Genomic DNA, 25,702 nt, shown 5'->3' with positions numbered 1-25,702 from the left:
AATAATGTGGAAAAAAATAGCTTATGGAGGACTTGTATTAATACTGATATATTTTATATATGCGGTATTCTTTAAAAAAATTCCGACACCGCTTGAACAGATGCAAAAGGATATGAAAGCAAAAAAAGTTGTGTATAGATTAAAAGATGATGCTATCATTTATGCGGATGAACAGATTGGATCTGAAGGAGATGAAGTAATCAAATTCAAAAATGTAATAGTAGATTTGGTAAAGAAACAGATGATAATTTCTGGAAAAGAAGGCGAAGTCAATACTAAAACATCTGATGTTACATTAATGAAAAAAGTCGTTGGAACAACTAAGGACAAAAAATGGGAAATTTATACAGAACGTGTAGAATACAAGAAACAAGGCGATTTATTAATTTCACCAGTAAGGACAAAACTTATAAATACTGTTGATGATACAGTTTCTGAAGCAGATAGAGTTGAAACAACAACGAAATTTGAAACAATCGTAGCAATCGGAAATGCAAGTTATAATAACAAGAAAGATAAAAAGACTTTGACAGCAGACAAAATTACATATCATGATCCAACAAAAGTGTCAGATGCAGAAGGTCATGTAATTTACAAAGAAGAACAGACAAAAAGAGAACTGCGTGCTAACAAAATGCGTTATGATGATATAAATAAAATTGGAAATGCAGAAGGAAATGTGATTTATACAGATCCTGAAAATAAATTAACAGGAAATAAAGTTGACTATTATATGAAGGATGAGCGTATAGATGGGCAGGGAAATATTGTCTATACTGGTAAAAATAGTGTGATTTCGGCAGACACAGCTTCATACTTTGTAAAGAAAAAACAGGTTGATGGAAGAGGACATGTAAAATATACAAGTCCAACTTTAATAGTAACAGGAGATCATGTATTCTATGATGAAATTGCTAGAATATTGAATGGTGATGGAAATGGTACATACAATTATTTACCAAGAAAAACAACAGGAACATACAGAAGTGGAGTTTATGATTTAAAAACAGAAACACTTACAACAAATGATTACTATACTGCAAATTACGATGACTATAAAATGGATGGAACAGGACTTATATATGTTTTCCCAACTGGAGATGCCACAATGAACGGATCATTTAACGTTAAAAAGCAGAACTTTAATGTACATGGTGCAAATGGGACAATGAACACAATTTCAAAAGATATTTTTGCCAATAAAATGGAAATGACAAGTGTTCAAGGAGATAGAATTACATCTGACACAGGACGTGGAAGTTTTGAGAAAAAGGAATTTAGGTTTGATGGACATGTTAAAGGTAAAATTCGTGGAAATATAAAAGATCTTGTAAATGATCCAACACCACTTGTAGAATCAGAAGCAGTAAATTTCATAGGAAATACTGCCAAAGTTTATTTCGTTTCACATAAAAATGGAAGTAATATGAGTATTACGCGTAGTGAAATTAAGGAAAATGTGCATATGACTTATAAGGATATTACGCTTGATTCTCAGTATAATGAGATGGATTCAGGAAGAAACCTTATTCTTGCAAGGGACAAGGTTATGGTTGACTTTAAGAATAATACAAAGATGACAGCAAATTATCTTTATATGGATATGAATAAGCAGGAAGGGTATGCCAGAAACAATGTAAAAATTGTAAGTACATTGCCGCAGTTCAGAGCGATTAATACAAGTGCGGATAAAGCTACAATTTATTTGAAAGATAAAAAAATAAAATTAAATGGAAATGTAGTGACTTATCAAGGGAAAACACAAATTTCATCTAAAAGTGCAATTTACGATATGGATAAGAGAATCCTTGAAAACGAAGGAAATATTCAGATGCAATATGAAATTCAGAATAATGAGGAACAAGGACGGTCAGATCCTAAAAATGCAGCGGCAACTCAGGAAGTAATAGGCAAATTGTCAATTCCTGAAGGAGAGGTTAGTACAAGAGGAGGAATTAACTTGCCAAAATCAATGACAGCCTCAAATGGAGTTCCAGTTACAATAAAATGGCGTTCTTCAAATTCAAGCCTGTTTTCAGTATCTGGAAGAATTAACAAGCAATTTTATGGTGGCGGAACAAAAGGAGTAACTTTGACTGCAATAGCTAAAGCTGGTGTAGATACAGCTCAAAGAACTTTTAATGTGAGTGTTCCGACAGAATCAGCACACGAAATGCTTGTTAGAGCCGCAAAAAATATTTATGTTCCAGAAGATGGCGGCAACTTACCTTCGTCAGTAAGAGTAAATGTGAACAAGGGAACAATAGATGTGCCAATTTCTTGGAGCAAAAATGGAGATAGAAATGTTGCAACATTAAGATACGGTGGTGCTTCTTATCAGAAACAGTTTTAGATAAATAAGAAAAGTGGGTAGGAAATATACTCACTTTTCTTTAATATAAAAAAAATATAAAAAATTATAAAAAGAAAGGATGCATTAAATAGTATGGATATGAAAGAATTACAAGAAAAATTGACAGAAAAAAAATTAAATATTTTTCAGCAAATAAAATATACTTTTTTTATTTTTAAAAGTTTACTTTTTGACATAAATGGTGTGTGGTGGATACTATTTTTCTTTTTAATAGATTGTATTAAAATTATAGGAGTATATCTTTTTCAGAATACTTCACTTTCTCCTATGTTAAATTTATTTTCGATTTTTAACTTTTGTTATTATTTGGTACTTTTTTTGTTTTATCAAAAAATAATTTTTAAAATAGAGGAGAAAAATTATTTAAGACTAGGACAGTCAGCTTCAAAATTTTTCTTTTTATATTTTATATACTATATAGCTAGTTATATTGGAGAGTCTTTTTTTCCTTATCTGACATTTTTTGATGAACTTTTCTTAGTTTTTCTTGCAATATATTGGATAGCGATGGTAATTTTTTGGTTGTATATGTTTTATTTTATTCCATTATTTTCTGCAAGACCGTTTAATTTAAAGGAATCTTGGGATTATAATTTACATTTGATGAAAAGAAACTGGCTGAAAATAATATTTTTCGTTATTACATATCTAATTTTTATTTTTTTTACTACAGAAAGTTTTTTAGGTTTAACATACCCAATGTTAGAAAGATTAAATGTTGGATATTTATTTTTTAGTACAATATTTGGTACAGTTTTTTTTGAATTTTTTGGAACTTTTATATTGATATTGTTTGTAATTTTACAGTGTGTAATATATTTGAATGTGGAATATATGGATAGAAGGATAAAATAATAATCTGACTTTTTGCAAATTTTAAAAAAAAGTAGAAAAAAAAGCAAAAATGATTTATAATATAGCGAAGTGGTAACTTTCGATAAGTAAAGTTATTTGAATGATAATTTTAAAATAGGAGAAGATATGGCTAGAAAAATTAGTATAGAAGCCGATAGCTTGAAAAAGATATATAAAAACAGGGAAGTTGTGAAAAGTGTGAGTCTGTCAATGGAAAAGGGCGAGGTTGTAGGACTTCTTGGACCTAATGGAGCGGGAAAGACAACTACCTTTTATATGATTACAGGAATTGTAAGACCAAATCATGGAAGAGTAATGTACAATGGAGAGGAAATTACAACGTTGCCTATGTATAAAAGAGCTAGACTTGGACTCGGATATTTGCCACAGGAGGCGTCTGTTTTTAGAAACTTGACTGTGGAGGAAAATATTGTATCGGTTCTTGAAATGCGAGGAGTTAATAAGAAAGAAAGAATTGCCACAATGCAGAATTTAATTGAGGAATTCAAGTTATCTCATGTAGCAAAAAGTTTGGGATATGCACTTTCTGGAGGGGAACGTAGACGTGTGGAGATTGCTAGAACTATTTCTACAAATCCAGACTTTATATTGCTTGATGAGCCTTTTGCGGGAGTAGATCCGATTGCAGTTGAGGATATTCAGAATATAATAATGCAGTTAAAGGAACGTGGGCTTGGAATACTGATTACCGATCATAATGTGCGTGAAACATTGAGAATTACGGAAAGAGCCTATATAATGGCAGAAGGTACAATTTTGATTGCAGGAACAGGACAGCAGATTGCAAATGATGAAACAGCTAGAAGAGTGTATCTTGGGGATAACTTCAAGCTTGATTAGAGAGGATGATTTTTTTGAAAAATATGATTTTAACATCATCTTTATACGAAAGTATAGAACTTGTAAAAAAATTTTTAGATAAAAATACTGAAAGTAAAAAAATACTATTTATTCCCACAGCAACTAATGTAGACGAATATAAAAAATACATACATCTTACTCAAAAGGCATTTGAAGATTTTGGTTATGAAGTGGAGAATTTTGATGTTTCTATTTTTTCAGAAAATACTGCAAAAGAGAAATTATCAGAAGCGAAAATAGTTTTTATTTCTGGTGGAAATACTTTCTATTTATTGCAAGAATTAAAAAGAAAAAATTTGACATCTTATTTAAAGGAAAGAATAGAAAATGGACTGCTCTATATTGGAGAATCAGCAGGTTCAGTAATAGCGGCTCCAGACATAGAGTACGCCTCTATAGTGGATGATAAGACATTTGCAACAGAATTAAATGATTATACAGGGTTAAGTTTAGTAGATTTTTACATAGTTCCTCATTTTGAGGAAGAGCCTTTTGTGAAAAGTTCGAGAAATACTGTTGAATTATATAAAGATAAATTGGATTTAAAATTGATTAATAATAAAGAAGCAATATTGGTTGAAAATAATAATTTTACAATAATAAAATAAAGATACAATAGGAAAGGAGCGGGATTGTTTCAACAATCTCAAACAAATAATGACAGGAAATGAAATAAGAAAAAGTTTTGTAGATTTTTTTAAATCGAAAGAGCATAAGCATTTTGAAAGTGCGTCGCTTATACCAGATGATAAGAGCTTATTGCTGACTGTAGCAGGAATGGTACCGTTTAAGCCGTTCTTTTTAGGAGAAAAGGAGGCACCATTTAAAAGAATTACTACTTATCAGAAATGTATTAGAACTAATGACTTGGAAAATGTAGGAAGAACGCCTAGACATCATACATTTTTTGAAATGTTAGGTAATTTCTCATTTGGAGATTATTTTAAAAAGGAAGCTATTGAGTGGTCTTGGGAATATATAACGAAAGTATTGAAACTGGAAGAGGACAGACTTTGGGTGTCTGTGTATAAAACAGATGATGAGGCTTATGAAATCTGGAACAAGGAAATTGGAGTGCCAGCAGAGAGAATTGTTAGGCTTGGAGAAGAGGATAACTGGTGGGCAGCAGGACCTGTGGGATCTTGTGGGCCTTGTAGCGAAATTTATTACGATACTCAGAATATGGGAAAAAATAATGAAGAAGCTGACAGAAAGCCAGGAGATGACGGAGATAGATTTTTAGAAATCTGGAATCTGGTATTTACTGAATGGAATAGGCTTGAAGACGGTTCACTTGTGCCACTTCCAGAAAAAAATATTGACACAGGGGCAGGACTTGAGAGAATTGCTTCGGTTGTACAAAACAAGGATAACAACTTTGATACGGATTTATTTACAAATATTACAAAAGGGATAAAATCTGTACTTGAAATTCAAGGAAATGAAAATGAGGAAGCAGTAAAAATTATTGCCGATCACGTTAGAGCCTCAGTATTTTTGATTGGAGATGGAGTGTTGCCATCAAATGAAGGGCGTGGATATATTTTAAGAAAAATTATAAGACGTGCTTTTGGAGCTGGAAGTTCTGCAAAACAGAAAGTTTTTGAAAAAGAAGATATATTTCTTTATAAATTAGTGCCTTATGTTCTTGAGACAATGAATGAAGCATATCCAGAGTTAGCGGAAAAGCAGGAATACATTGAAAAAGTTATAAGACTGGAAGAAGAAAGATTTGCAACAACTTTGAAAAATGGAACTGAAATGCTGGAAGAAGAAATTCAGAAATTAAAAACAGCAAATCAGAAGGAATTGCCAGCTGAACTTACTTTCAAACTGTATGATACTTTTGGATTCCCGTTTGAACTTACAAAATTAATCTTGGAAAATCAAGGCTTTGAAGCATCAGAAGAAGAATTTGAGAAAAAGCTGGCAGAACAGGTACAGCGTTCAAAAGACAGCAGAACAACAATTTCTGATATGATAAAAGATGAATTTATAGATGAATTTTTTGAAAAACATGGGAAAACAGAATTTACTGGATATTTACAAAATTTTGAGGAAAAAAGCACGCTTTTACATATTGCCAAAAGTGAAGGAATCTCAGGATATGAGATGATTTTTGATAAAACTCCGTTTTATGCTGAATCTGGAGGACAAGTTGCTGATACGGGAATTATTACTTCTGGAGAATTTGAAGGAAAAGTTGTAAATGTGGTTAAAAAACATGATGTCTTTATTCATCAGGTTGAAATCACAAGGGGAATTGCTCCAGCTGTAGGCATGGAAGTGAAAATGCAAATTGATGTAAACCGTAGAAAAGATATTCAGAGAAATCATACAGCTACACACATTTTACACAAAGTTTTAAGAGAAAATCTAGGAACACATGTAGAGCAGTCTGGATCGCTTGTGGATGATGAAAAATTAAGATTTGACTTTTCACATTACGAAGCAATCAGTCCAGAAATGATTGAAAAAATTGAAAAAGGTGTAAATGACATTATTTTATCAAATTTACAAGTAAAAATAAATTATGAAAATATTGAAGATGCAAAAGCAAGAGGAGCGATGGCATTATTTTCAGATAAATATGGAGATATAGTTCGTGTTGTTGAAATTGACGGATATTCAATTGAACTTTGTGGGGGAACACACGTTAAATCAACCGGAGAAATAGGATTATTCAATATCGAATCTGAAAATGGAATTGCTTCAGGAACACGTAGAATTACAGCTACAACTGGATATAAAAGTCTAAATTATGTGAATAGGCTTGAAGATAAAATAAAGGAAATATCTGATATTTTTAGAACAGACGAAAAAAATGTTGTCGATATTATCGAAAAATATATTGGAGATATGAGAGCAGCAGTAAAAGTGCATGAGGAAATGCAAACAAAACTTGTAAAATACGAAATTAATGAAATGCTGGAAAATGTGGAAACAGTAAACGATGTGAAAGTATTAAAATCTTCATTTGAGGATAAAAATGTTGATGAATTGAAAGAGATTGTAGACAGAGGAAAAGAAAAGATGCAGTCTGGAATCATCATTTTGGGAACAAATAACAATGGAAAGGCAGTTTTTGTAGTTGGAGTTACGAAAGACTTAATTTCAAAAGTGAAGGCTGGAGAAATAGTAAAAATTGCAGCACAAGTCGCTGGCGGAAACGGTGGAGGACGTCCTGACTTTGCACAGGCTGGTGGAAAAGATGGAACTGCTGTAAAAGAAGCTGTTAAAAAAGCATTTGAATTTGTAACTGAAAAATTATAGTAAACCTACTTTACAACCATACAGGTTTAGATTTGTACTAAAACAGATATTATTTAGTAAGGGGGTAATCCCCCTTGCAAGACAATCTAAAATTATATTTGATTAAGTAAAACTTAAATTTATAAAAAAATAATTTTATTAAGTCTGTAAAATGGTAAATTGTTTAAGAAATGAGAAATAAAAATGAAAAAATTTATTGGATTAGATGTGGGAGATGTTAGAATTGGAGTTGCGAAATGCGATCCTTTGGGAATTCTTGCGACTGCTCTTGAAGTGATTGACAGAACAAAGACAAATCCTGTTGAAAGAATAAAGGAAATACTAGATGATGAAGGCACAAAAAAAGTTGTTGTGGGAATGCCAAAGAGCCTTGATGGTACAAAAAAACGTCAGGTGGAAAAAGTGGAGGAATTTGTGGAAGAATTAAAGAAAGACATTCCAAATATTCAGATTATCTTTGTGGATGAGCGTTACACAACAACAGAGGCTGAGCATTATCTAAAAAACTATTCCAAAAAGAATGGAAAAGAACGTAGAAAAGTAGTAGATATGGTTGCAGCGTCAATAATTTTGCAGAAATATCTTGATACATTGACTTAAAAACTCTAAATGTAAAATTTTTAATTAGAATAACAATTAAATTTTATTATAAGCGTTGATGTATTTTAAAATAAGCAAAACTTCGTTAAAAGAAAAATAGCTGTTTGAGCTTTTGGAATAAATCTTGAAATATATTTAATTATTTATATTAAAAATAATTGAAATTGAAAAGCGAGTTCTATTTTTCTTTTATAAAAAAGTTTTGCGTAAAGCCGGGATGCAAGGACATGGCGTTTGATGTCCTTGCTTAAATAAACTTAAAAATAAATAAAACTTAAAAAGTAATAAAAATATATTAAACATATTTATAAGAATAGATATTTAAATAAAAAAAGAAAGGATGAAAAAATGCAAAATAAAAAATCACATTATATTTGGTTACTTTTAGTAATTTTTGTTCCAGCTCTTATTTTGTACTTTAATAAAGTAAAATTGGGACTTGATTTACGTGGTGGAACATCGGTTGTATTACAGGCACAGGGGAAAATAGAGGCTGATACAATGAGTAAAGTTAGAAATATTATTGAAAGACGGGTAAATAGCATTGGAGTTGCTGAACCTGTTATTCAGCTTAGTGGAAATGATAAATTGATAGTGGAGCTTGCGGGGATAAAAGATCCTCAAAAGGCTATTGAATTGATTGGTACAACAGCAAAACTTGAGTTTAGAATAAAAAATAATGATGGAACTTATGGACCTGTGTTGTTAGAAGGTTCTGCGTTGAAAAGTGCGGGAGTTACAAGAGATCAAGTTGGGATGCCATCTGTAAGTTTTGAGTTAAATTCAAAAGGTGCAAATGATTTTGCTAAAATTACTAGAGAAAACGTTGGGAAACAACTTGCAATAATGCTTGATAACAAGGAACAGTCAGCACCTAGAATTAATGGTGAAATTAATGGAGGAAGTGGAATTATAACTGGAAGATTTTCAATGGAAGAAGCTAATAATTTAGCTAATCTTCTAAAATCAGGAGCATTACCTGTGGAAATTAAAATTGTTGAAAATAGAACAGTTGGAGCGACACTTGGTGTAGATTCAATAAAACAGACCGGAATAGCTGGGTTGATTGCCTTAGGTGTAATTTCGGTATTTATGATTGCTATTTATAAAATACCTGGAATTGTTGCAGATATTGCACTTTTAATAAATGGAGTTCTAGTTTTAGGACTGCTTAGCGGTATTGGTGCGGCTTTGACACTTCCAGGGATTGCAGGATTTATCCTTACACTTGGTATGGCAGTTGATTCAAATGTAATTACTTATGAGAGAATAAAGGAAGAATTACGGCTTGGAGAATCGCTTCACGATGCGGTTGAAAGAGGTTATGAAAATGCCTTTCCTGCCATAATTGATGGAAATATAACAACATTACTTGTGGCAGCGGTATTGTTCTTTCTTGGAACTGGTCCAATTAAAGGATTTGCTGTAACATTGTCGCTTGGGGTAGTGGCTACTGTGATTACAGGAGTATTTGTTTCAAAAGTAATATTAAAGTTATTTATAAAAACATTTAACATAAAAAGAGAGCAGTTGTTCTGGAAAGGAGCTTTGAATGAAGATTAATTTAAAAGTAATAGAGCGTAGAAAACTTTATTTGGGAATTTCGGCAGTAATGGTTATAGTTTCGCTAGTTTCATTATTTGCAATAAAGTTAAATCTGGGTGTAGATTTTAAAGGTGGAGAGTTAATTCAGTTAAAATATGAGAAAAAAATTGACCAGAATGCAGTAAACAGTACATTAAGTGGTTTAGTTGGAGAAATACCACAAATGAAAGCTAAAAGAGTGCAATTTTCAGATACAGATAATACTGTTATTGTAAGAACTGAACAATTAAGTAATACGCAAAAAGCAAAAGTAATGTCAGAATTGAGCCAAAAAACTGGGAAATATGAAGTTGTGAAAAATGAAACTGTAGGTGCCGTAATTGGTAAGGAATTAACATCTAATGCGATTCAGGCATTGTTAATTGGAAGTATTTTGATTATCATCTATATTACAATAAGATTTGAATTTATTTATGCAGTGGCAGGAATTGTGGCGTTAGTTCATGACGTAATAATTGCTTTTGGAGTTATTGCAATGCTTAAATATGAGATAGATACACCATTTATTGCGGCAATTCTTACAATTTTAGGATATTCGATTAACGATACAATTGTTGTATTTGACAGGATTCGTGAAAATATTAAAAGAAATAGGGAAGGTAGAAATAAAGTTACATTATCATTTGGAGAAGTGATAGAAAAATCCATAAACCAAGTTTTTACAAGATCAATTTACACATCATTAACTACGTTGTTTTCTGTAATTGTACTTCTTATTCTTGGTGGAAGCACATTAAAAACATTTAGTATGACTCTATTTATAGGAATGCTTGTTGGAACTTATTCATCAGTGTTTGTAGCAAGTCCTTTGGTTTATATAATGAAAAAAGGTAAAAATGAGCCAAAAGCTAAAGATGTTATAAAAAGTTCTGGTAAAACAGTAAACGGGTATGATGAAAGAGATAAAGTTTTAGTTTAATTAAAAAAGTCGATTTGATGATGCGGATAAAGAAATAAAATGATAAGTTTAGAAGGTGAATTGAAAAATGCGATGCTGGGCAGAAATAAATATAAATAATTTATATAGCAATATTGATGAAATTGAAAAAATTGCGACAAAAGATAAGATAATAGCAGTTATAAAGGCAGATGCCTATGGACATGGGATGCTTGAAATATGCGATGCTTTGATAAAAAAGGGAATAAAGAACTTCGCAGTTGCGACGAGTGACGAAGCGCTTAAAATTAAGGAGCTTCATAATGATATTACGGTGCTTATACTGGGTCCTGTGGAAAATGAATATATGGATTTAATTGCTGATAAAAATATTTATTTTATGGTGACAGATTTTGAGGAAATAGAATATTTGGAAAAAACTGGAAAAGAAAAAGGAAAAACGACAGATGTATTTATAAAGATAGATACGGGAATGGGACGTGTAGGATTTCAGGAAAGTGAAGTCGAAGATTTGAATAAAACCTTAAAAAATTCTAGCCATATTAATCCGATAGGGATTTTCTCGCATTTTTCATCATCTGATAGCGACAAAGACTATACAAAATTGCAGGAAAGCAAATTTAAAGCAATGTGTGAAAAAATATCAAGTGGGATACCATCAATAAAATACAGACATCTACACAATAGCTTTGGAACTTTGAAGTTTCAGGACAGCATAGAAGATTTTGTAAGAGTGGGAATTATACTTTATGGTGGAGTTACAGATGAAGAAACAGCTCCATATAGATTTAAGCCAGTAATGTCTCTTTTTGCAAAAATTAGCTATATAAAGACATTAAAGGAAGATAGCTTTATAAGTTATGGAAATACTTATAAAGGAAAAGCTGGAAAGACTTATGCTACAGTTTCTATCGGATATGCTGACGGAGTAAGGCGTGATTTGTCAAATAAAGGCTATGTTTTTTATAGAGGGCATAAATGTGAAATTGTGGGACGTGTCTGCATGGATCAGCTTATAATTCTACTTCCTGAAGAATTGAAAAATGAGGCTAAAAAAGGCGATGTTGTAGAATTTTTTGGGGAAAATATAAGTGTTGTGGAAGTTGCTGATTTATGCAATACAATTTCGTATGAAATTATGTGTGGAATAAGTCAAAGAGTGCCTAGAATTTATGTAAAAAAATAGGGGTAAAAAAATGATATTAGATATTGGATTTATAGTGTTGTTAGTAATATTTATTATTCTTGGTTATAGAAGAGGATTTTCCTTGGAATTTTTTAATATGTTTAAGTATATTTTTATTATTTTTATAACAAACCATATTTATAAGTTCTTTTTGAACTCAAATAAAATCACACCAAGAAATCAGTTTAAAATATTTATTATTATGGTTTTAATCCAATGTATTGTCTATTCTGCCATTCTAATAATCAATCGAAAATTTTTACAAAGTATAAAAATGAAAAAATTTGATAGATTTTACGGGATGATTTTTGGTATAATGAAAATATTTTTTGTCGCAATCATTGCCTATATTATTGTAATTACAGGCTCTAAATCTAGTAAAAGAATAAAAGACATAAGAGACAAAAGTTTTTCTATACAGATTATGACAAAATATGCATTAAAATTTGCAGATTCTTTTCCAAACTTTATAAAAAGTGACGTTGAAGGATATGTTATAAGTAATAGGGAAAAACAAGTAATAGAGGATGTTCTGAGCAATTACAAAAATATGAAGCCAGATGAATTTGAAAAAAATAAAATTATTAATTAAACTTCTTAAATTTTAAATTTATGTTGTTTTTACTTACTTAAATATTAAAGAAGTATAAATTTTAAAAGAAAAATAAAAAAGGAAATTGATAAAAATGAAAATAATTGACAGATATATTTACAATTCACTTATATTACCGTCGTTATTTGGAATAAGCATATTTACATTCATTATGATGTTAAATGTGGTAATGGAAGTTATGGAGCGATTGTTTGCAAGTGATTTGCCATTTATATCTATAATTGACTATTTGTTTTATGCTGTACCAGGAGTTCTTGTCCAGACAATTCCGATGGGAGCATTCTTGGGAGTAATGCTTGTGTATGGTGGGCTTTCTGAAACTAATGAAATCGTTGCTATGGAAGGTTCTGGAATAGGACTTTTTAGAATAATTCGTCCAGCATTTATCTTTGGAGTTATACTTACTCTTATTGGACTTGGACTTGAGCTTTATGTAAATCCACGTGCTCTAAAGAATATAAATGCTCAGACAAAACAAGTTTTAGCTTCAAAGCCAAGTTCATTATCAGAAGCAAAAGTATTTTTAACAAACGAAGAAAAAGGATTTGGATTTTACATTGACGAAGTTAACAATGAAAAAGCTACAGCTAAAAACTTTTTGATTATAAATAAACGTGGAGATAATCCTTATCCAATAGTATTTTTAGCAGAAAATGCAAAATTTGATCCAGGGATAATAAGATTACAGAAAGTAAAAGGATACGCTTTTGAAAAAAATGGAAATAGTCGAGTGTCGGCTGAATACCAGGAGCAAGAAATTCCAATCACAACTTTTTTTAGAGAAGACACAAAAGAAAAGAAAAAGAGCCGTAATGAAATGAATATAAAAGAGTTAAATGAATTTTATAAAAAAAATATAAAAAATCCTGAAGAAAAGGAAGCGGCATTAAAAGCACAAGTGGAAATTTATCAAAGAATTATTGGACCACTTGCAAGTACATTTTTGTGCTGGCTGGGAGTATTACTTTCAGTAGGGCATAGACGAAGTGGAAGAGGAATAAGTTTTGGAATAAGTTTAATAGTTATATTTGGATATATAGGAATGGCAAGTTATGCAAAAATTATGGTACTAAAGAATAATGTACCTGCAAACATTGCAATGTGGATTCCTAATTTTGTTTTATTTATATTATGTATATATTTTTCAATAAAGAAATATAAAGGAAATTAACGAAAGGAGGAGTATGAACAAGTTAGATAAATATATAATTATAAATTATGTAAAAAGCTTTATTCTGGGAATGATGATGTTTTTTCTAATATTTTTACTAGCTGAAAGTATTAGTCTTACAGGATGGCTTATGGATGGAAAAATGAAAGGTGGAGATGCCATAAGATATCTTAGATACGGAGTACCTGAAATTATAACAAATACTGCTCCTCTTGGAGTACTGTTAGGAAGCCTTTTATGTATAAGCAAAATGGCAAAACAATTAGAAATTGCAGCGATGAAAACAAGTGGGATAAGTTTTGCAAGGATAGCATTATTTCCCATGATTTTTTCATTTCTAGTAAGTTTAGGTGTTTTTTATTTAAATTATGATGTTTTAGGGAAATCAAATACAAAAAAAGAAAATTTAAAATCATTAAAAATTGATAATAAAGAGCCAGTAAAATCAGAAAAGAAATTCATTTTTGTAAAAATTAACAAAAGTACAGTTCTTTTTAGTGAACATGCCAATAAGAATACTGGAACTATGGAGTTTATTCAAATTTTAAAATTTGAAAAAGGATTTAGCCAGATAAAAAAAATCTACACTTCACCATCAGCCAAAATAAATCCAAAAACAAACCAATGGACTTTTACGGATTTAAAAGAATATGATAGTAAAACAAATGTTACAAAACAGATTGATACAAAGAATTTTAAATTTATCGCATCAATGGACAATATCCTAGCAAGTCCAGTAAAAGCAAAGAATTTGACAATGCCTGAATTACGTGAAAAAGTAGTTTATTTTACACGGGTTGGAGCAGATTCGTTAAATTTGAGAATTGAATTTTATTACAGAATATCATTTGCATTGGCTTCTTTCGTAATGTGTCTAATCGGACTTTCACTAGGAAGTAGATACGTAAGGGGAGGTGCAGCTGTAAATATAGGATTATCTGTAATAATTGGTTACGCCTATTATGGTGTCAGCACGATTTTACGTTCGATGGCAGTATCTGGAGCAGTTCCAATTTATGCGGCATGTTTCATTCCGTTACTTATATTTTTAGTAGTTGGAATAAAATTATTTAAAGATTCTGAATACTAATAAATATTTTTGATTTTTATAAAATGAAGTGATTGTCAATAGGTATTTATATGTTTTTCTTTTTTTTAAGTAGTATAAATTAATTGTTTACATTCTAAAAAATCACAAGATTTCAACGTAATTATCATGGTAATTTTAATAGAAAAAATTAATATTAATTAGAATAAGATAAAAAAGAAGGGAATGATATGATAGAGAAAATAAAGACAAATAGTGGAATAGAAGTAATTTTTGATAGACTTGAAAGTATTTCTACCTGCTCAGTTGGAGTATTTGTAAAAACTGGTTCACGAGATGAAAGTGATACGGAGGAAGGAATTTCACATGTGCTAGAACATATGGTATTTAAAGGGACTCCTACTAGAAATTATTTTGAAATTTCTGAAGAAATTGATTATCTTGGGGCAAATGTGAATGCACATACGACTAAAGAAGAAACAGTTTTTTATATAAATGCCTTAACACAGTTTCTAGGAAAATCTGTGGATATTTTGTTTGACATTGTTACAAATTCTACAATTGATGAAAAGGAACTGGAAAAAGAAAAAGATGTAATTGTGGAAGAAATTAAGATGTATAAGGATTCGCCAGATGATCTAGTATTTGAAATGAATTATGCAGATAGTATAAACGGGCAGTATTCAAAACCTATTATTGGGACACAGGAAAGTGTAAAAGGCTTTACTGCTGATGAAATCAGAAAATATTACAAGGAAAGATACACAAAAGATAATATTTTAATTGTTGTTTCTGGAAATTTTGATAAAAATGAGATTATTCAAAAGATTGATCAGTATTTTTCAAAATTAGTCGATAAAAAGACTGATAGACGTGATAAAATAGATTTTTCATTTAATGCTGGAAAGAAAATAGTCACAAAGGATATAAACCAGGTTAATATCTGTATTTCACATGAAAATGAAGATTACAACAGTAAAAATAAAATATATACAGATATTTTAGCAAATATAATTGGTGGCTCAATGAGTTCCAGACTTTTTCAGGAAATTCGTGAGAAAAATGGACTTGCCTATTCTGTTTACACATATAATCAATATTATTTATCAGGAGGCTTGACATCGACATACATTGGAACGAATCTGGAAAATTATGAAAAGGCAATAGAAATAACACTTTCAGAGTTTAAAAAGTTACGTGAAAATGGAGTAACAGAGGATGAACTTCAGAAGGCAAAAAATAAATATATGAGCAGGATTGCATTTGCAATGGAAAATCCACGTTCAAGAATGGGAATTTTGGGAAATTATTATATTAGAAAAAATGAAATTCTAGATTCTGAAAAGATGAAAAATGAAGTCAATGCAGTAAAACTTGAGGATGTAAATAATTTTGCAAAAACTAAATATTTGACGGAAAATATTACAGTTTTGGGGAATATTAAATAAAAATAAGAAAATAGGAGAAAAAAATGTTTCAAAGTCAAAAATTAATTGATCGAATGAAAAATAGTATTTTTCGGATGGATAAAATGATTTTATTAATAGTATACGCTCTTGTAACAATCAGTACAGTATTTGTGTATAGTGCAACAAGACAAAACGGAATGGTTATAAAAAATATTTTGTGGATTGGGATAGGTTCAGTATTATTATTTATTTTGGCATCTATTGATTATAAAATTGTAAAAAGATATATTTGGCATATTTATGGAATTGGTGCGACTTTATTATTAATTGTACGATTTGCTGGGAAAAAAACTTTAGGAGCACAGCGTTGGATTTCAATAGGACCATTTCAATTACAGCCATCTGAATTTGTAAAAGTATCAATTATTATTATTATAGCTTACTGGATTGCAACAAAATATAAAAATGGAATTAATAATCTAACAGAGATTGTGGGAGCAATTTTACCCTCATTACCACTTATTTTATTAATTTTGATACAGCCTGATTTGGGAACAACATTAATAATAGTTTGTGCATTTGTATTTATGATTTTTTTGTATGGTGCAAATATGAAACCGATTTGGATAATAACAATAGTAGTTATGTTGTCAGTTTATCCAGTTTATAGGTTTGTACTGAGTGATTATCAGAGAACACGGGTAGAAACATTTTTACATCCTGAAACTGATAGAAAAGGAAGCGGATGGCATGTAATACAGTCAAAAATTTCAGTTGGAGCAGGGGGAGTATTAGGAAAGGGGGTTTTACAAGGAAGTCAAAGTAGATTAGAATTTTTACCAGAAGCACAGACAGATTTTATTTTTTCAGTATTATCTGAAGAATTGGGATTTGTAGGGTCTTCACTGGTATTATTGCTTTATTTTGGACTAATTTACGAAATAATGCGAATAGCTCGGATTATTAGAGATGACTTTGGAAAACTCATACTCTATGGACTTGCAGGAGTAATATTCATGCATGTAATTGTAAATGTTGGGATGACAATCGGACTTGTACCTGTTACAGGGAAACCTCTATTGTTTATGAGTTATGGTGGAAGTTCCTTTTTGGCATCGTTTATAATGATAGGAATAATTGAAAGTATAAAACTTCATAGTGATTAAAACAGGAGAGAATTTTTGGAAAAGAAAGAAGTTAAGCAAGTTATTGTAGATTCTGAGCTGGAAGGAATGCGGCTAGACAGATATTTGAGGAAAAATTTTAAGGATGAATCGCTTAGCAGAATTTTTGGAGCAATAAGAGCTGGAGATGTTAAAGTAAATGGAAAAAAATCAAAAGAAAATTACAGGCTTTTATTAGAAGATAAAATTACTGTAAAAAATTTATTTCAAAATAATTATGAAAAGTCACAAAAAACTAAAAATAAAGTAAAAAAATTAGAAATACAAAAAAATGAGATTGAAAAATATAAAAAAATGGTTATTTTTGAAAATGAAGATTTTTTCATCGTAAATAAAAAGGAAAAAGTGCCAATGCACAAAGGAACAGGTCATAAATATGGACTTGCTGAAGTTTTTAAAGAAATTTATAAAAATGAAAACATTAATTTTGCAAATAGATTAGATTTTGAAACATCAGGACTTGTGATAGGTTGTAAAAATTTGAAGTTTTTGAGGTATATTTCTGAGAAAATTAGAGAAAATGAAGTTCATAAAAAATATTTTGCAGTTGTTCATAATATAAATAAAGAAAATCAAGATTTTAATTTGAAAAATTTTACAATTGAAAATTATTTGACAACAACAGAAAATAAGGTAGCAGTTTCAAAAAATCCTGTTTCAAAGGAATCTAAAAAAAGTATTACACATTTTAAACAAATTAATTTTGATAAATTAAAAAATTCAAAACAAATATTAAATTTATTGGGAAAAAATAGTAAAAATGCAACTCTTCTAGATATTGAGCTGGTAACAGGGCGAAAACATCAGATACGGGTTCAAATCGCAGATCAAGGTTTTCCAATTATTGGAGATAAAAAATATGGTATAAAAGATGGAAGTGACAGATTTTTTCTTTGTTGTTACTTTCTTTCTTTTGATAATTACAAGTTTTCAATTTTTGATAAAGCATTTTTTTAAAAAAATATATACAAACAAAGTTGTTTCTAATAAACATGAGGTATTATATAAAGTATTGTAACATCTGTTATTTAATTTTAAACACGAGGTGAAGAAAATGGGATTATTTTCAAGTAGAAAATCGAAAAATAAATATGTAACACTAACATCTAAATCAAAATTGACAGTTGATGTTGTAGATGATAACAAGTGGAAAAAATGTAATCAATGTAACGAGATTATTTATAACGAGGATTTAAAAAATAATTTGAATGTATGTCCAAAATGTGGAAATTATTTCAGATTAACGGCATTTGAAAGAATTGAACTCTTAATTGATGAAGGAACATTTATGGAAAAGGATATGACACTCAATTCAAAAAATATATTAAATTTTCCTGAATATGAAGAAAAACTTGAAGTTGCACGTGAAAAAAGCCGAATGTTAGATGGAGTAATCAGTGGAACTGGAACAATAAACGGGATAGAAGTAAGTATTGCAGCAATGGAATTTAATTTTATGGGTGGAAGTATGGGTTCTGTTGTTGGTGAGCGAATTACAAGGGCTTTGGAAAGAGGGCTTAAAAATAAAATACCAGTTGTGATTGTTTCAAGTTCTGGTGGAGCTAGAATGCAAGAAGGAATTTTGTCACTTATGCAGATGGCAAAAACTTCTGGAGCAGTAAAAAAATTAAATGAAGCAGGAATACCTTTTATTTCAGTTCCAGTTGATCCAACTACTGGAGGAGTAACAGCCTCTTTTGCAATGCTTGGAGACGTAATTATAACAGAACCAAATACTTTGATTGCCTTTGCAGGACCTAGAGTTATTGAGCAAACTGTAAATCAGAAGTTGCCAAAGGGCTTTCAAAGAGCAGAATTTTTGTTGGAACACGGAATGATTGACATAATTTCAGAAAGAAAAGATTTGAAAACAACGATTTATAGAGTATTGGAAAAATTAGTGTAAATTTAAAATTTTTTCAAATGAAAGGATAAAAATTATGAGTATAAAAGATGAAATTAAGGAATTGGAAGACAATATAGCCGAGTTAAAAAGATTTTCAGCTGAAAGAAGCATTGATTTCTCTGCTCAAATAACAGAACTGGAAAAAAATCTAGAAGATAAATACAAAGATTTTGAAGAAAATGAAATGGATGCTTGGAACAGAATTCAAATTTCAAGAAATCCTAAAAGACCGTATACTTTAGATTATATAAACGAATTAACACAGGATTTTGTAGAACTTCATGGAGATAGGCTTTCAAAAGACGACAATGCCGTTGTAGGTGGACTTGCGACAATTGACGGGTACAAAATAATGATAATTGGACAGCAAAAAGGAAGGGATATTGATTCAAATATTTACAGAAACTTTGGAATGGCCAGTCCTGAAGGATATAGAAAAGCATTAAGATTAATGAGGATGGCAGAACGTTTTAAATTGCCAATTTTAACTTTGATTGATACGGCTGGAGCATATCCTGGAATAGAAGCAGAAGAAAAAGGACAAGGAGAAGCCATCGCTAAAAATCTATCAGAAATGTTTGGTTTTCGAGTACCAATTGTATCAGTAGTAATTGGTGAAGGTGGAAGTGGAGGAGCATTGGGAATAGGTGTGGCAGATTCAATTTTAATGCTTGAAAACAGTGTATATTCTGTTATTTCTCCAGAAGGATGTGCCTCAATTTTGTTTAATGATTCAACAAAAGCTCCAGAAGCTGCAAAAAGTTTGAAAATGGATGCAATTAGTTTAAAAAGTCTAGGAATAATAGATGAAATTATAAAAGAGCCATTAGGTGGTGCTCATAGAAATTTTGAAGAGACCGCTCAAACCTTGAAAGAAGCTGTTTTAAAGGAATTTAGGAGAATAGATAAATTTTCACTTCGTGAGTTATTAAGAAGAAGATACGAAAAATATAGAAATATGGGAGATTTCTTTGAAGAAATTGAAGATTAGAAATAATTATTTTGGTAAGACAAGAATTAACTTGTCTTATTTTTTTGTATAAATTTATAGATATAAAGTATTGTTTTTGAGAAAAAATGGGGTATACTATTAGAGTATCAAGAAAGAAATTTATAAAATATTATGAATAGTTAATTTAGGAGGTAATAAAATGGCAATTATGAAAGCTGCGAGATGGCATAACAGAAAAGATGTAAGAGTGGAAGAAGTCGAAGTTCCTGAAATTACGAAAGAAAATCAAATCAAAATTGCAGTGAAATATGCTGGGATTTGTGGAAGTGATTTACACGAATATTTAGGAGGACCAATATTTATTCCAGCAAATGCTCCGCATCCATATACAAATGAAAAAGCCCCTATCACAATGGGACACGAATTTTGTGGAGAAGTTGTGGAAATAGGAAGTGGAATTACAAAATTCAAAGTAGGAGACAGAGTTACAGTTGAACCAATTTTAGCAAAAAATGGCTTAATTGGAAAATATAATTTGGATCCTAACTTGAATTTTATTGGACTTGCTGGTGGAGGAGGAGGATTCTCTGAATTTGTAGTTGTAAATGAGGATCAGGCTCATAAATTACCAGATGAAATTGATTATGAACAGGGAGCATTGACAGAACCTGCGGCAGTGGCAGTTTATGCAGTTAGACAAAGCAAATTTAATACAGGAGATACAGCAGCAGTTTTTGGGTGTGGACCAATCGGACTTCTTATAATTGACGCATTGAGAGCATCTGGAGCAACAGAAATTTATGCTGTGGAAGTTTCGCCTGAAAGACAGGAAATCGCTAAAAAATTAGGAGCAATAATCGTAGATCCTACAAAAGTGAATGCAGTTGAATTTATAAAAGAAAAAACAAATGGTGGAGTAAACGTTTCTTATGAAGTTACAGGAGTTCCCGCTGTATTACAGCAATCTTTAGAAGCCGCTGAAAAAGATGGAGAATTGATGGTTGTAAGTATCTGGGAAACAGAAGCACCGATTCAGCCTAACGAAGTGGTAATTCAAGAAAGAACAATAAAAGGAGTTATCGCATACCGTGATGTATTCCCTAAAACATTGGAATTAATGAAGCAAGGATACTTCTCAAAAGATTTATTAGTAACAAAAAGAATTAAACTAGAAGATATTGTGAATGAAGGATTTGACGCACTTGTAAAAGAAAAAAGTCAAGTTAAAATTTTAGTATCACCTAAATAATTAATAAAACAGAGGGCTATCTTAATATGGATAGCCCTTTTATGTTTTTTATTAATTTACAGATTTATATATTTCTCTAAAGTTTTTTAGTTTTTCATCAAGTTCAGCAATTCCCCATTTTCCATTATCTTTTTCTAAATAAATTGTTGTTTTCATAGAAGCATACTTATCGGTTTTTTGGAAGGCTTGTTTCATTGAACTAAACATTTTTGTTATTATTTTATCAAAGATTTCGTCTTCTGAGAAATTATTTAGATTTTTCATTTCTTTTTCGTTTAGAAAGTTGTTATTCATTAATTCTGAATATTTTTGTAAATTTGTTGTTACATTTGGCGTTTTTATATTTAATGTTACTTCAACAATATCATTTGTAACATATCTTATCTTTTCAATTTCAATTTTATTTTTATCCATTATATAATCAAACATATCATTATATAATTCGTTCATTTTTTTCTGAAATTTAAGAGAATTTTTTTGACTTATTGCGGGTAATTGAATTTGTTCATCCAACATTCTGGAAATCATAGATTTCATCCCAACTGATACTGCTCGTTTAATTGAATCATAATCCCTTTTGGCCGCAATCTCAATTTCACTGTTATTTTTTGTAATTTCCTGCTGTGATAAAGTAACCCCTTTCTTTAGAACAACTTTGTAATTGGCTGAGAATAGCTGGATTGAAAGTGTTAGTAGTAGAAAAGTTAGTAATTTTTTCATAGGTAATCAACTCCTTTGGTAGTTTTGTTTATGAATTTATTTTAACATATTTTTTAAGTTTTTACTATTTTTTATAAAATAAAATATTTTAGATTTTTATACATATCCTAATCAAAATAATTAAATAACTCAAAAAATAGAAATTTATTTATGTATAAAGAAATAATAAATGAAAAAATTTTTTGTTTGACTTATATTTTCCCACATTGTATAATAAAATATATTTGAAAAAATGAAGAGTCTAAAAATACTGCTTCATAAGAAATTGATACGGAAAAGAGGTTAAAATTTATGGAAAACGCTATGAAAAGCTTTGGAGAAAATGTCTTTAGGGACAGTAATTTGAAAAAAAGAGTTTCCAAGGCTGTTTTTAAAGAGTTTAAGGCGTCGCAACTGGGGGAAACTGAATTGTCGAAAGAAACTGCTGAAGTTATTGCAAACGCTATTAAAGATTGGGCGACTAAAAGAGGTGCTACTCACTATTGTCACTGGTTTCAGCCATTAAATGACTTGACAGCGGAAAAGCATGATTCATTTTTAGAACCTACTGAAAATGAGGAACTTATTTATAAATTTTCTGGAAAAAATTTGATAAAAGGTGAATCTGATGCATCTTCATTTCCGAATGGAGGACTTCGTAGCACATTTGAAGCAAGAGGTTACACAATCTGGGATACGAGTTCATATCCATTTATAAGAGAAAATAAAAATGGAGTTACATTGTATATTCCGACAGCCTTTATTTCATTTACTGGTGAAGCGTTGGATAAAAAAGTACCTTTATTGAGATCAATGAAATATATAAGTGGACAAGCATTAAGAGTTTTGCGTGCTTTTGGAAATAAAACTTCTAATCATGTATTTAATACTTTGGGAGTAGAGCAGGAATATTTTCTTGTTAAAAAAGATATGTTTGAAGCAAGAGATGATTTGTTGCTTACAGGAAGAACGTTATTTGGAGCTTCTGCACCTAAAGGACAGGAATTAAGCGATCATTATTATGGAAAAATTAAAGAAAAAGTAATAAACTTTATGAGTGATGTTGACGTTGAATTATGGAAATTAGGTATTCCATCAAAAACAAGACATAATGAAGTGGCTCCAAATCAGTTTGAAGTAGCACCATTATTTTCAGTAGCAAACTTGGCATCGGATCAAAATCAGATAATAATGGAAACTATTGAAAAAACAGCGTTAAGACACGATTTAGTAGCATTGCTTCACGAAAAACCGTTTGCAGGGGTAAATGGTTCAGGTAAACATAATAACTGGTCACTAGGAACAGATGATGGTAAAAATCTTTTCAGTCCTGGAAAAGATATGAAATCAAATACTCAATTTTTAATTTTTGTGGCTGCGGTAATTGAAGCTGTTGACAGATATTACCCGATGTTAAGATATGCGACTGCAACTGCTACAAATGATCACAGACTTGGTGGACATGAAGCACCACCTGCAATTATTTCAGTTTTCTTAGGTGATGAATTGACAACAGTTTTAAGCAATATTGCATATAAAAAAGATGCACCTGTGTCAGAATCATCAAAAGTAAACTTGTCAGTTGATGTATTACCTACATTTAGTATGGATGCTGGAGATAGAAATAGAACTTCTCCGTTTGCATTTACTGGAAATAAATTTGAATTTAGAATGCCAGGATCAAGTTCGACACCTGCAACTTCTGCGGCTGTAATAAATGCAATGGTAGGAAAAGTGCTGTCTGAATATGCAGATAAACTTGAAAAAGCAACTGAAAAATCATTCCTGAAAGTGGCAAATGAGATTATTGCTAATGCATATAAAAAACATCATAGAATAATTTTTAATGGAAATGGATACAGCGAAGAATGGGCAAAAGAAGCTAAAAAACGTGGACTTACAAACGAAGTGGCTTCAAATACTGCACTTAGAAAAATGATAGATAAAGATGTGCTTGAACTAACTCAGGAAGTTGGAATGCTTTCTGAACAGGAATCAATTGCAAGATACAACGCTTATGCAGAAAGATATATAACTCAGTTAAGTATTGAATCAAGAACATTAATTGACATTGCAAATAAAAATATCTTGCCATCAGGATTAAAATATGCAAATTTATTAGCTGATCATATTGAAAAAAATTCAAAATACGGGAAAGCGTTCATAAAGGAGCAGGAAGAAATCTTAAAAGATGTATTAGCAAATATTACAAGCTTGAGAAAAGAAGTAAAATCACTTGAAAAAGAAATTAATCGAGTAAGAAATGAAAAAGATTTAGGAAAACAGACAGATTTGGCAAAAGAAAAATTGGTAACAGGACTTGAGGCATTACGAATTCCTTGTGATAATTTGGAAAAAGTTATTGATCAAGAATATTGGAGTTTCCCAACTTACACGGATTTATTATTTAAGTTATAGTATTGATAAAAGTGCAGGGGCTTTAAAAGTCCTTGCTTTGTTTGTTTGAAATAATATTTTTGAAGTAAATTGTGGAAAAATCAAATTTAAAAGTTATGGGATTATTAGGTTTGATTGTGAAAAAAATGGAGTATAGTAGAGAAAGGAATGTTAAAAAATGATTTTTTTGAAATCACTGGGAAGTATTTTCCCTATTATTGTTATGATTGCGGTTGGATATATTTTGAAAAAAAGGCACTGGTTTCACCATACGTTTAGTGAAAATGTTTCAAAACTTATTACAAATGTGGCTTTGCCTTGCTCAATATTTTATTCAGTTTTGAAATATTTGAATATGGATGCCTTGAAGGAAGTGTCAAATCGTCTAATTTTTACATTTGCTTCAGTTATTATTGGATATTTGGCTGCTTTTTTTGTGATAAAGATGGTAAAAATGAGAGATGGACGACGTGGTATCTTTTATAATGCTGTGGTAAATGCAAATACTATATTTATTGGGCTTCCGTTAAATATGGCACTTTTTGGAGAAGCCGCTTCAAAATATTATTTGATGTATTACATTACAAATACTGTGTCAATCTGGACATTGGGATACATGCTTTTATCAGGAGATTCGATTGACGGTAATAAAGATGGAAAAGGTGGATTTAATTTAAAAAAATTATTATCTCCTCCACTTATTGCTTTTGTGATAGCCTTTGCTGTACTTTTGTCAGGCATAAGAGTGATAACTCCAATTGTAGAAACTACCAAATATCTTGGAAGTGTTGTAACTCCTCTTGCGTTGCTGTATATAGGAATAGTGCTAGCAGATGCAGGGCTTCACAGTATTCGGTTTGATTTGGATACAAATTTGGCTTTACTTGGAAGATTTGTATTTTCGTCAATTGTCATGATAGTATTATTGAAAATTGCTGGACATTTTGTGCAGTTGAATGAACTGGAAATAAAGACATTTGTGATACAGTCGGCAGCACCAGTCTTTGCAGCATTGCCAATTTTGGCTAATGAAACTAATGGGGATATTGGATATTCTACCAATGTAGTTACAACAAGTACAATTTTATTTATATTAGTAGTACCTATTTTGATGAGTATTTTAAATATTATACATATATAATTTTGGAAAATCATTAATTTGATTTTCTTTTTTACGTAAAAACTTGATTTTTGAGTTTGCTTTTAAAGAGGTTTTAATATATGTCTTGAAATTAATAAAAAAATATGGTAAACTTTTATTAGTGATATATGTTAATAAAAATAAAAGGTAAAATAAAACTTATAAACATAATAATAAAATATTTTTCACAAAGTTTTAAAATCTAAAACTATGTATTTTAAAACTTAATTATAAGGATATTTTTATAAAATATTTATATT

20 protein-coding genes are annotated in these 25,702 nt (G+C 30.4%); 19 read left to right on the top strand and 1 reads right to left on the bottom strand.

Translation table 11 applies throughout. The annotated features are described in order from the left end of the window. Positions 1–4 precede the first annotated feature (4 nt). The 17 genes from BQ5344_RS11645 to BQ5344_RS11560 all read left to right on the top strand — a co-directional run bounded on the left by BQ5344_RS11645 (position 5) and on the right by BQ5344_RS11560 (position 21,205). Positions 5–2,353, top strand: a complete 2,349-nt coding sequence (locus tag BQ5344_RS11645) for an LptA/OstA family protein (protein WP_071125435.1) — start codon at positions 5–7, stop codon at positions 2,351–2,353. Between the two features lie 1,002 nt (positions 2,354–3,355). Beyond that, complete coding sequence (gene lptB / locus BQ5344_RS11635; protein ID WP_071125433.1) at positions 3,356–4,090, top strand: LPS export ABC transporter ATP-binding protein; 735 nt, start codon at positions 3,356–3,358, stop codon at positions 4,088–4,090. A gap of 5 nt (positions 4,091–4,095) precedes the next feature. Continuing rightward, the gene (locus BQ5344_RS11630) at positions 4,096–4,719 is read left to right on the top strand and encodes a Type 1 glutamine amidotransferase-like domain-containing protein (RefSeq protein ID WP_021769523.1); all 624 of its coding nucleotides are present in this window, start codon (positions 4,096–4,098) and stop codon (positions 4,717–4,719) included. 49 nt (positions 4,720–4,768) lie between these two features. Further along, the gene (alaS, locus tag BQ5344_RS11625) at positions 4,769–7,384 is read left to right on the top strand and encodes an alanine--tRNA ligase (protein WP_071125432.1); all 2,616 of its coding nucleotides are present in this window, start codon (positions 4,769–4,771) and stop codon (positions 7,382–7,384) included. Between the two features lie 183 nt (positions 7,385–7,567). Beyond that, entirely contained in the window at positions 7,568–7,984 is a 417-nt protein-coding gene (gene ruvX / locus BQ5344_RS11620) for a Holliday junction resolvase RuvX (RefSeq protein WP_021769521.1), read from the top strand. 348 nt (positions 7,985–8,332) lie between these two features. Further along, positions 8,333–9,547, top strand: coding sequence for a protein translocase subunit SecD (gene secD / locus BQ5344_RS11615; RefSeq protein ID WP_021769520.1), 1,215 nt, complete (start codon positions 8,333–8,335; stop codon positions 9,545–9,547). Beyond that, positions 9,537–10,508 (top strand): protein translocase subunit SecF, encoded by a 972-nt coding sequence (gene secF / locus BQ5344_RS11610; protein WP_021769519.1) that lies wholly within the window; start codon positions 9,537–9,539, stop codon positions 10,506–10,508. Before secD ends, secF begins: the two co-directional genes overlap by 11 nt. Positions 10,509–10,575: 67 nt before the next feature. After that, on the top strand, positions 10,576–11,673 hold the full coding sequence (gene alr / locus BQ5344_RS11605; RefSeq protein WP_021769518.1) for an alanine racemase: 1,098 nt from the start codon (positions 10,576–10,578) through the stop codon (positions 11,671–11,673). A 10-nt stretch (positions 11,674–11,683) separates the two neighbouring features. Further along, complete coding sequence (locus tag BQ5344_RS11600; protein WP_071125431.1) at positions 11,684–12,265, top strand: CvpA family protein; 582 nt, start codon at positions 11,684–11,686, stop codon at positions 12,263–12,265. A 94-nt stretch (positions 12,266–12,359) separates the two neighbouring features. Continuing rightward, positions 12,360–13,457: an LptF/LptG family permease gene (locus BQ5344_RS11595; protein WP_036071189.1), complete on the top strand. Its 1,098-nt coding sequence runs from the start codon at positions 12,360–12,362 to the stop codon at positions 13,455–13,457. 13 nt (positions 13,458–13,470) lie between these two features. After that, positions 13,471–14,547: an LptF/LptG family permease gene (locus BQ5344_RS11590; protein WP_071125430.1), complete on the top strand. Its 1,077-nt coding sequence runs from the start codon at positions 13,471–13,473 to the stop codon at positions 14,545–14,547. Between the two features lie 188 nt (positions 14,548–14,735). Next, positions 14,736–15,953, top strand: a complete 1,218-nt coding sequence (locus BQ5344_RS11585) for a M16 family metallopeptidase (RefSeq protein ID WP_021769514.1) — start codon at positions 14,736–14,738, stop codon at positions 15,951–15,953. A gap of 23 nt (positions 15,954–15,976) precedes the next feature. After that, entirely contained in the window at positions 15,977–17,080 is a 1,104-nt protein-coding gene (gene rodA / locus BQ5344_RS11580; RefSeq protein ID WP_021769513.1) for a rod shape-determining protein RodA, read from the top strand. A 15-nt stretch (positions 17,081–17,095) separates the two neighbouring features. After that, positions 17,096–18,055: an RluA family pseudouridine synthase gene (locus BQ5344_RS11575; protein ID WP_235846157.1), complete on the top strand. Its 960-nt coding sequence runs from the start codon at positions 17,096–17,098 to the stop codon at positions 18,053–18,055. 97 nt (positions 18,056–18,152) lie between these two features. Continuing rightward, complete coding sequence (gene accD / locus BQ5344_RS11570) at positions 18,153–19,004, top strand: acetyl-CoA carboxylase, carboxyltransferase subunit beta (protein WP_021769511.1); 852 nt, start codon at positions 18,153–18,155, stop codon at positions 19,002–19,004. Between the two features lie 34 nt (positions 19,005–19,038). Further along, positions 19,039–19,995 (top strand): acetyl-CoA carboxylase carboxyltransferase subunit alpha, encoded by a 957-nt coding sequence (locus BQ5344_RS11565; protein ID WP_021769510.1) that lies wholly within the window; start codon positions 19,039–19,041, stop codon positions 19,993–19,995. 160 nt (positions 19,996–20,155) lie between these two features. Next, a complete protein-coding gene (locus tag BQ5344_RS11560; RefSeq protein WP_083378256.1) occupies positions 20,156–21,205 on the top strand; it encodes a 2,3-butanediol dehydrogenase in 1,050 nt (349 codons plus the stop codon). A gap of 51 nt (positions 21,206–21,256) precedes the next feature. On the opposite strand, the gene BQ5344_RS11555 is transcribed toward BQ5344_RS11560, so the two are convergent. Continuing rightward, positions 21,257–21,925 (bottom strand): hypothetical protein, encoded by a 669-nt coding sequence (locus BQ5344_RS11555; protein WP_071125429.1) that lies wholly within the window; start codon positions 21,923–21,925, stop codon positions 21,257–21,259. Between the two features lie 291 nt (positions 21,926–22,216). On the opposite strand from BQ5344_RS11555, the gene BQ5344_RS11550 reads away from it, so the two are divergent. Beyond that, complete coding sequence (locus BQ5344_RS11550; protein ID WP_071125428.1) at positions 22,217–24,322, top strand: glutamine synthetase III family protein; 2,106 nt, start codon at positions 22,217–22,219, stop codon at positions 24,320–24,322. 157 nt (positions 24,323–24,479) lie between these two features. Beyond that, positions 24,480–25,442, top strand: a complete 963-nt coding sequence (locus tag BQ5344_RS11545; protein ID WP_021769506.1) for an AEC family transporter — start codon at positions 24,480–24,482, stop codon at positions 25,440–25,442. Positions 25,443–25,702: the final 260 nt, after the last annotated feature.

The sequence above is a fragment of the Leptotrichia massiliensis genome, assembly GCF_900104625.1.
Taxonomy (GTDB): Bacteria; Fusobacteriota; Fusobacteriia; order Fusobacteriales; family Leptotrichiaceae; genus Leptotrichia; species Leptotrichia massiliensis.
Note: the sequence above shows the minus strand (reverse complement) of the source record. Positions and strands in the feature narration are given on the sequence as shown.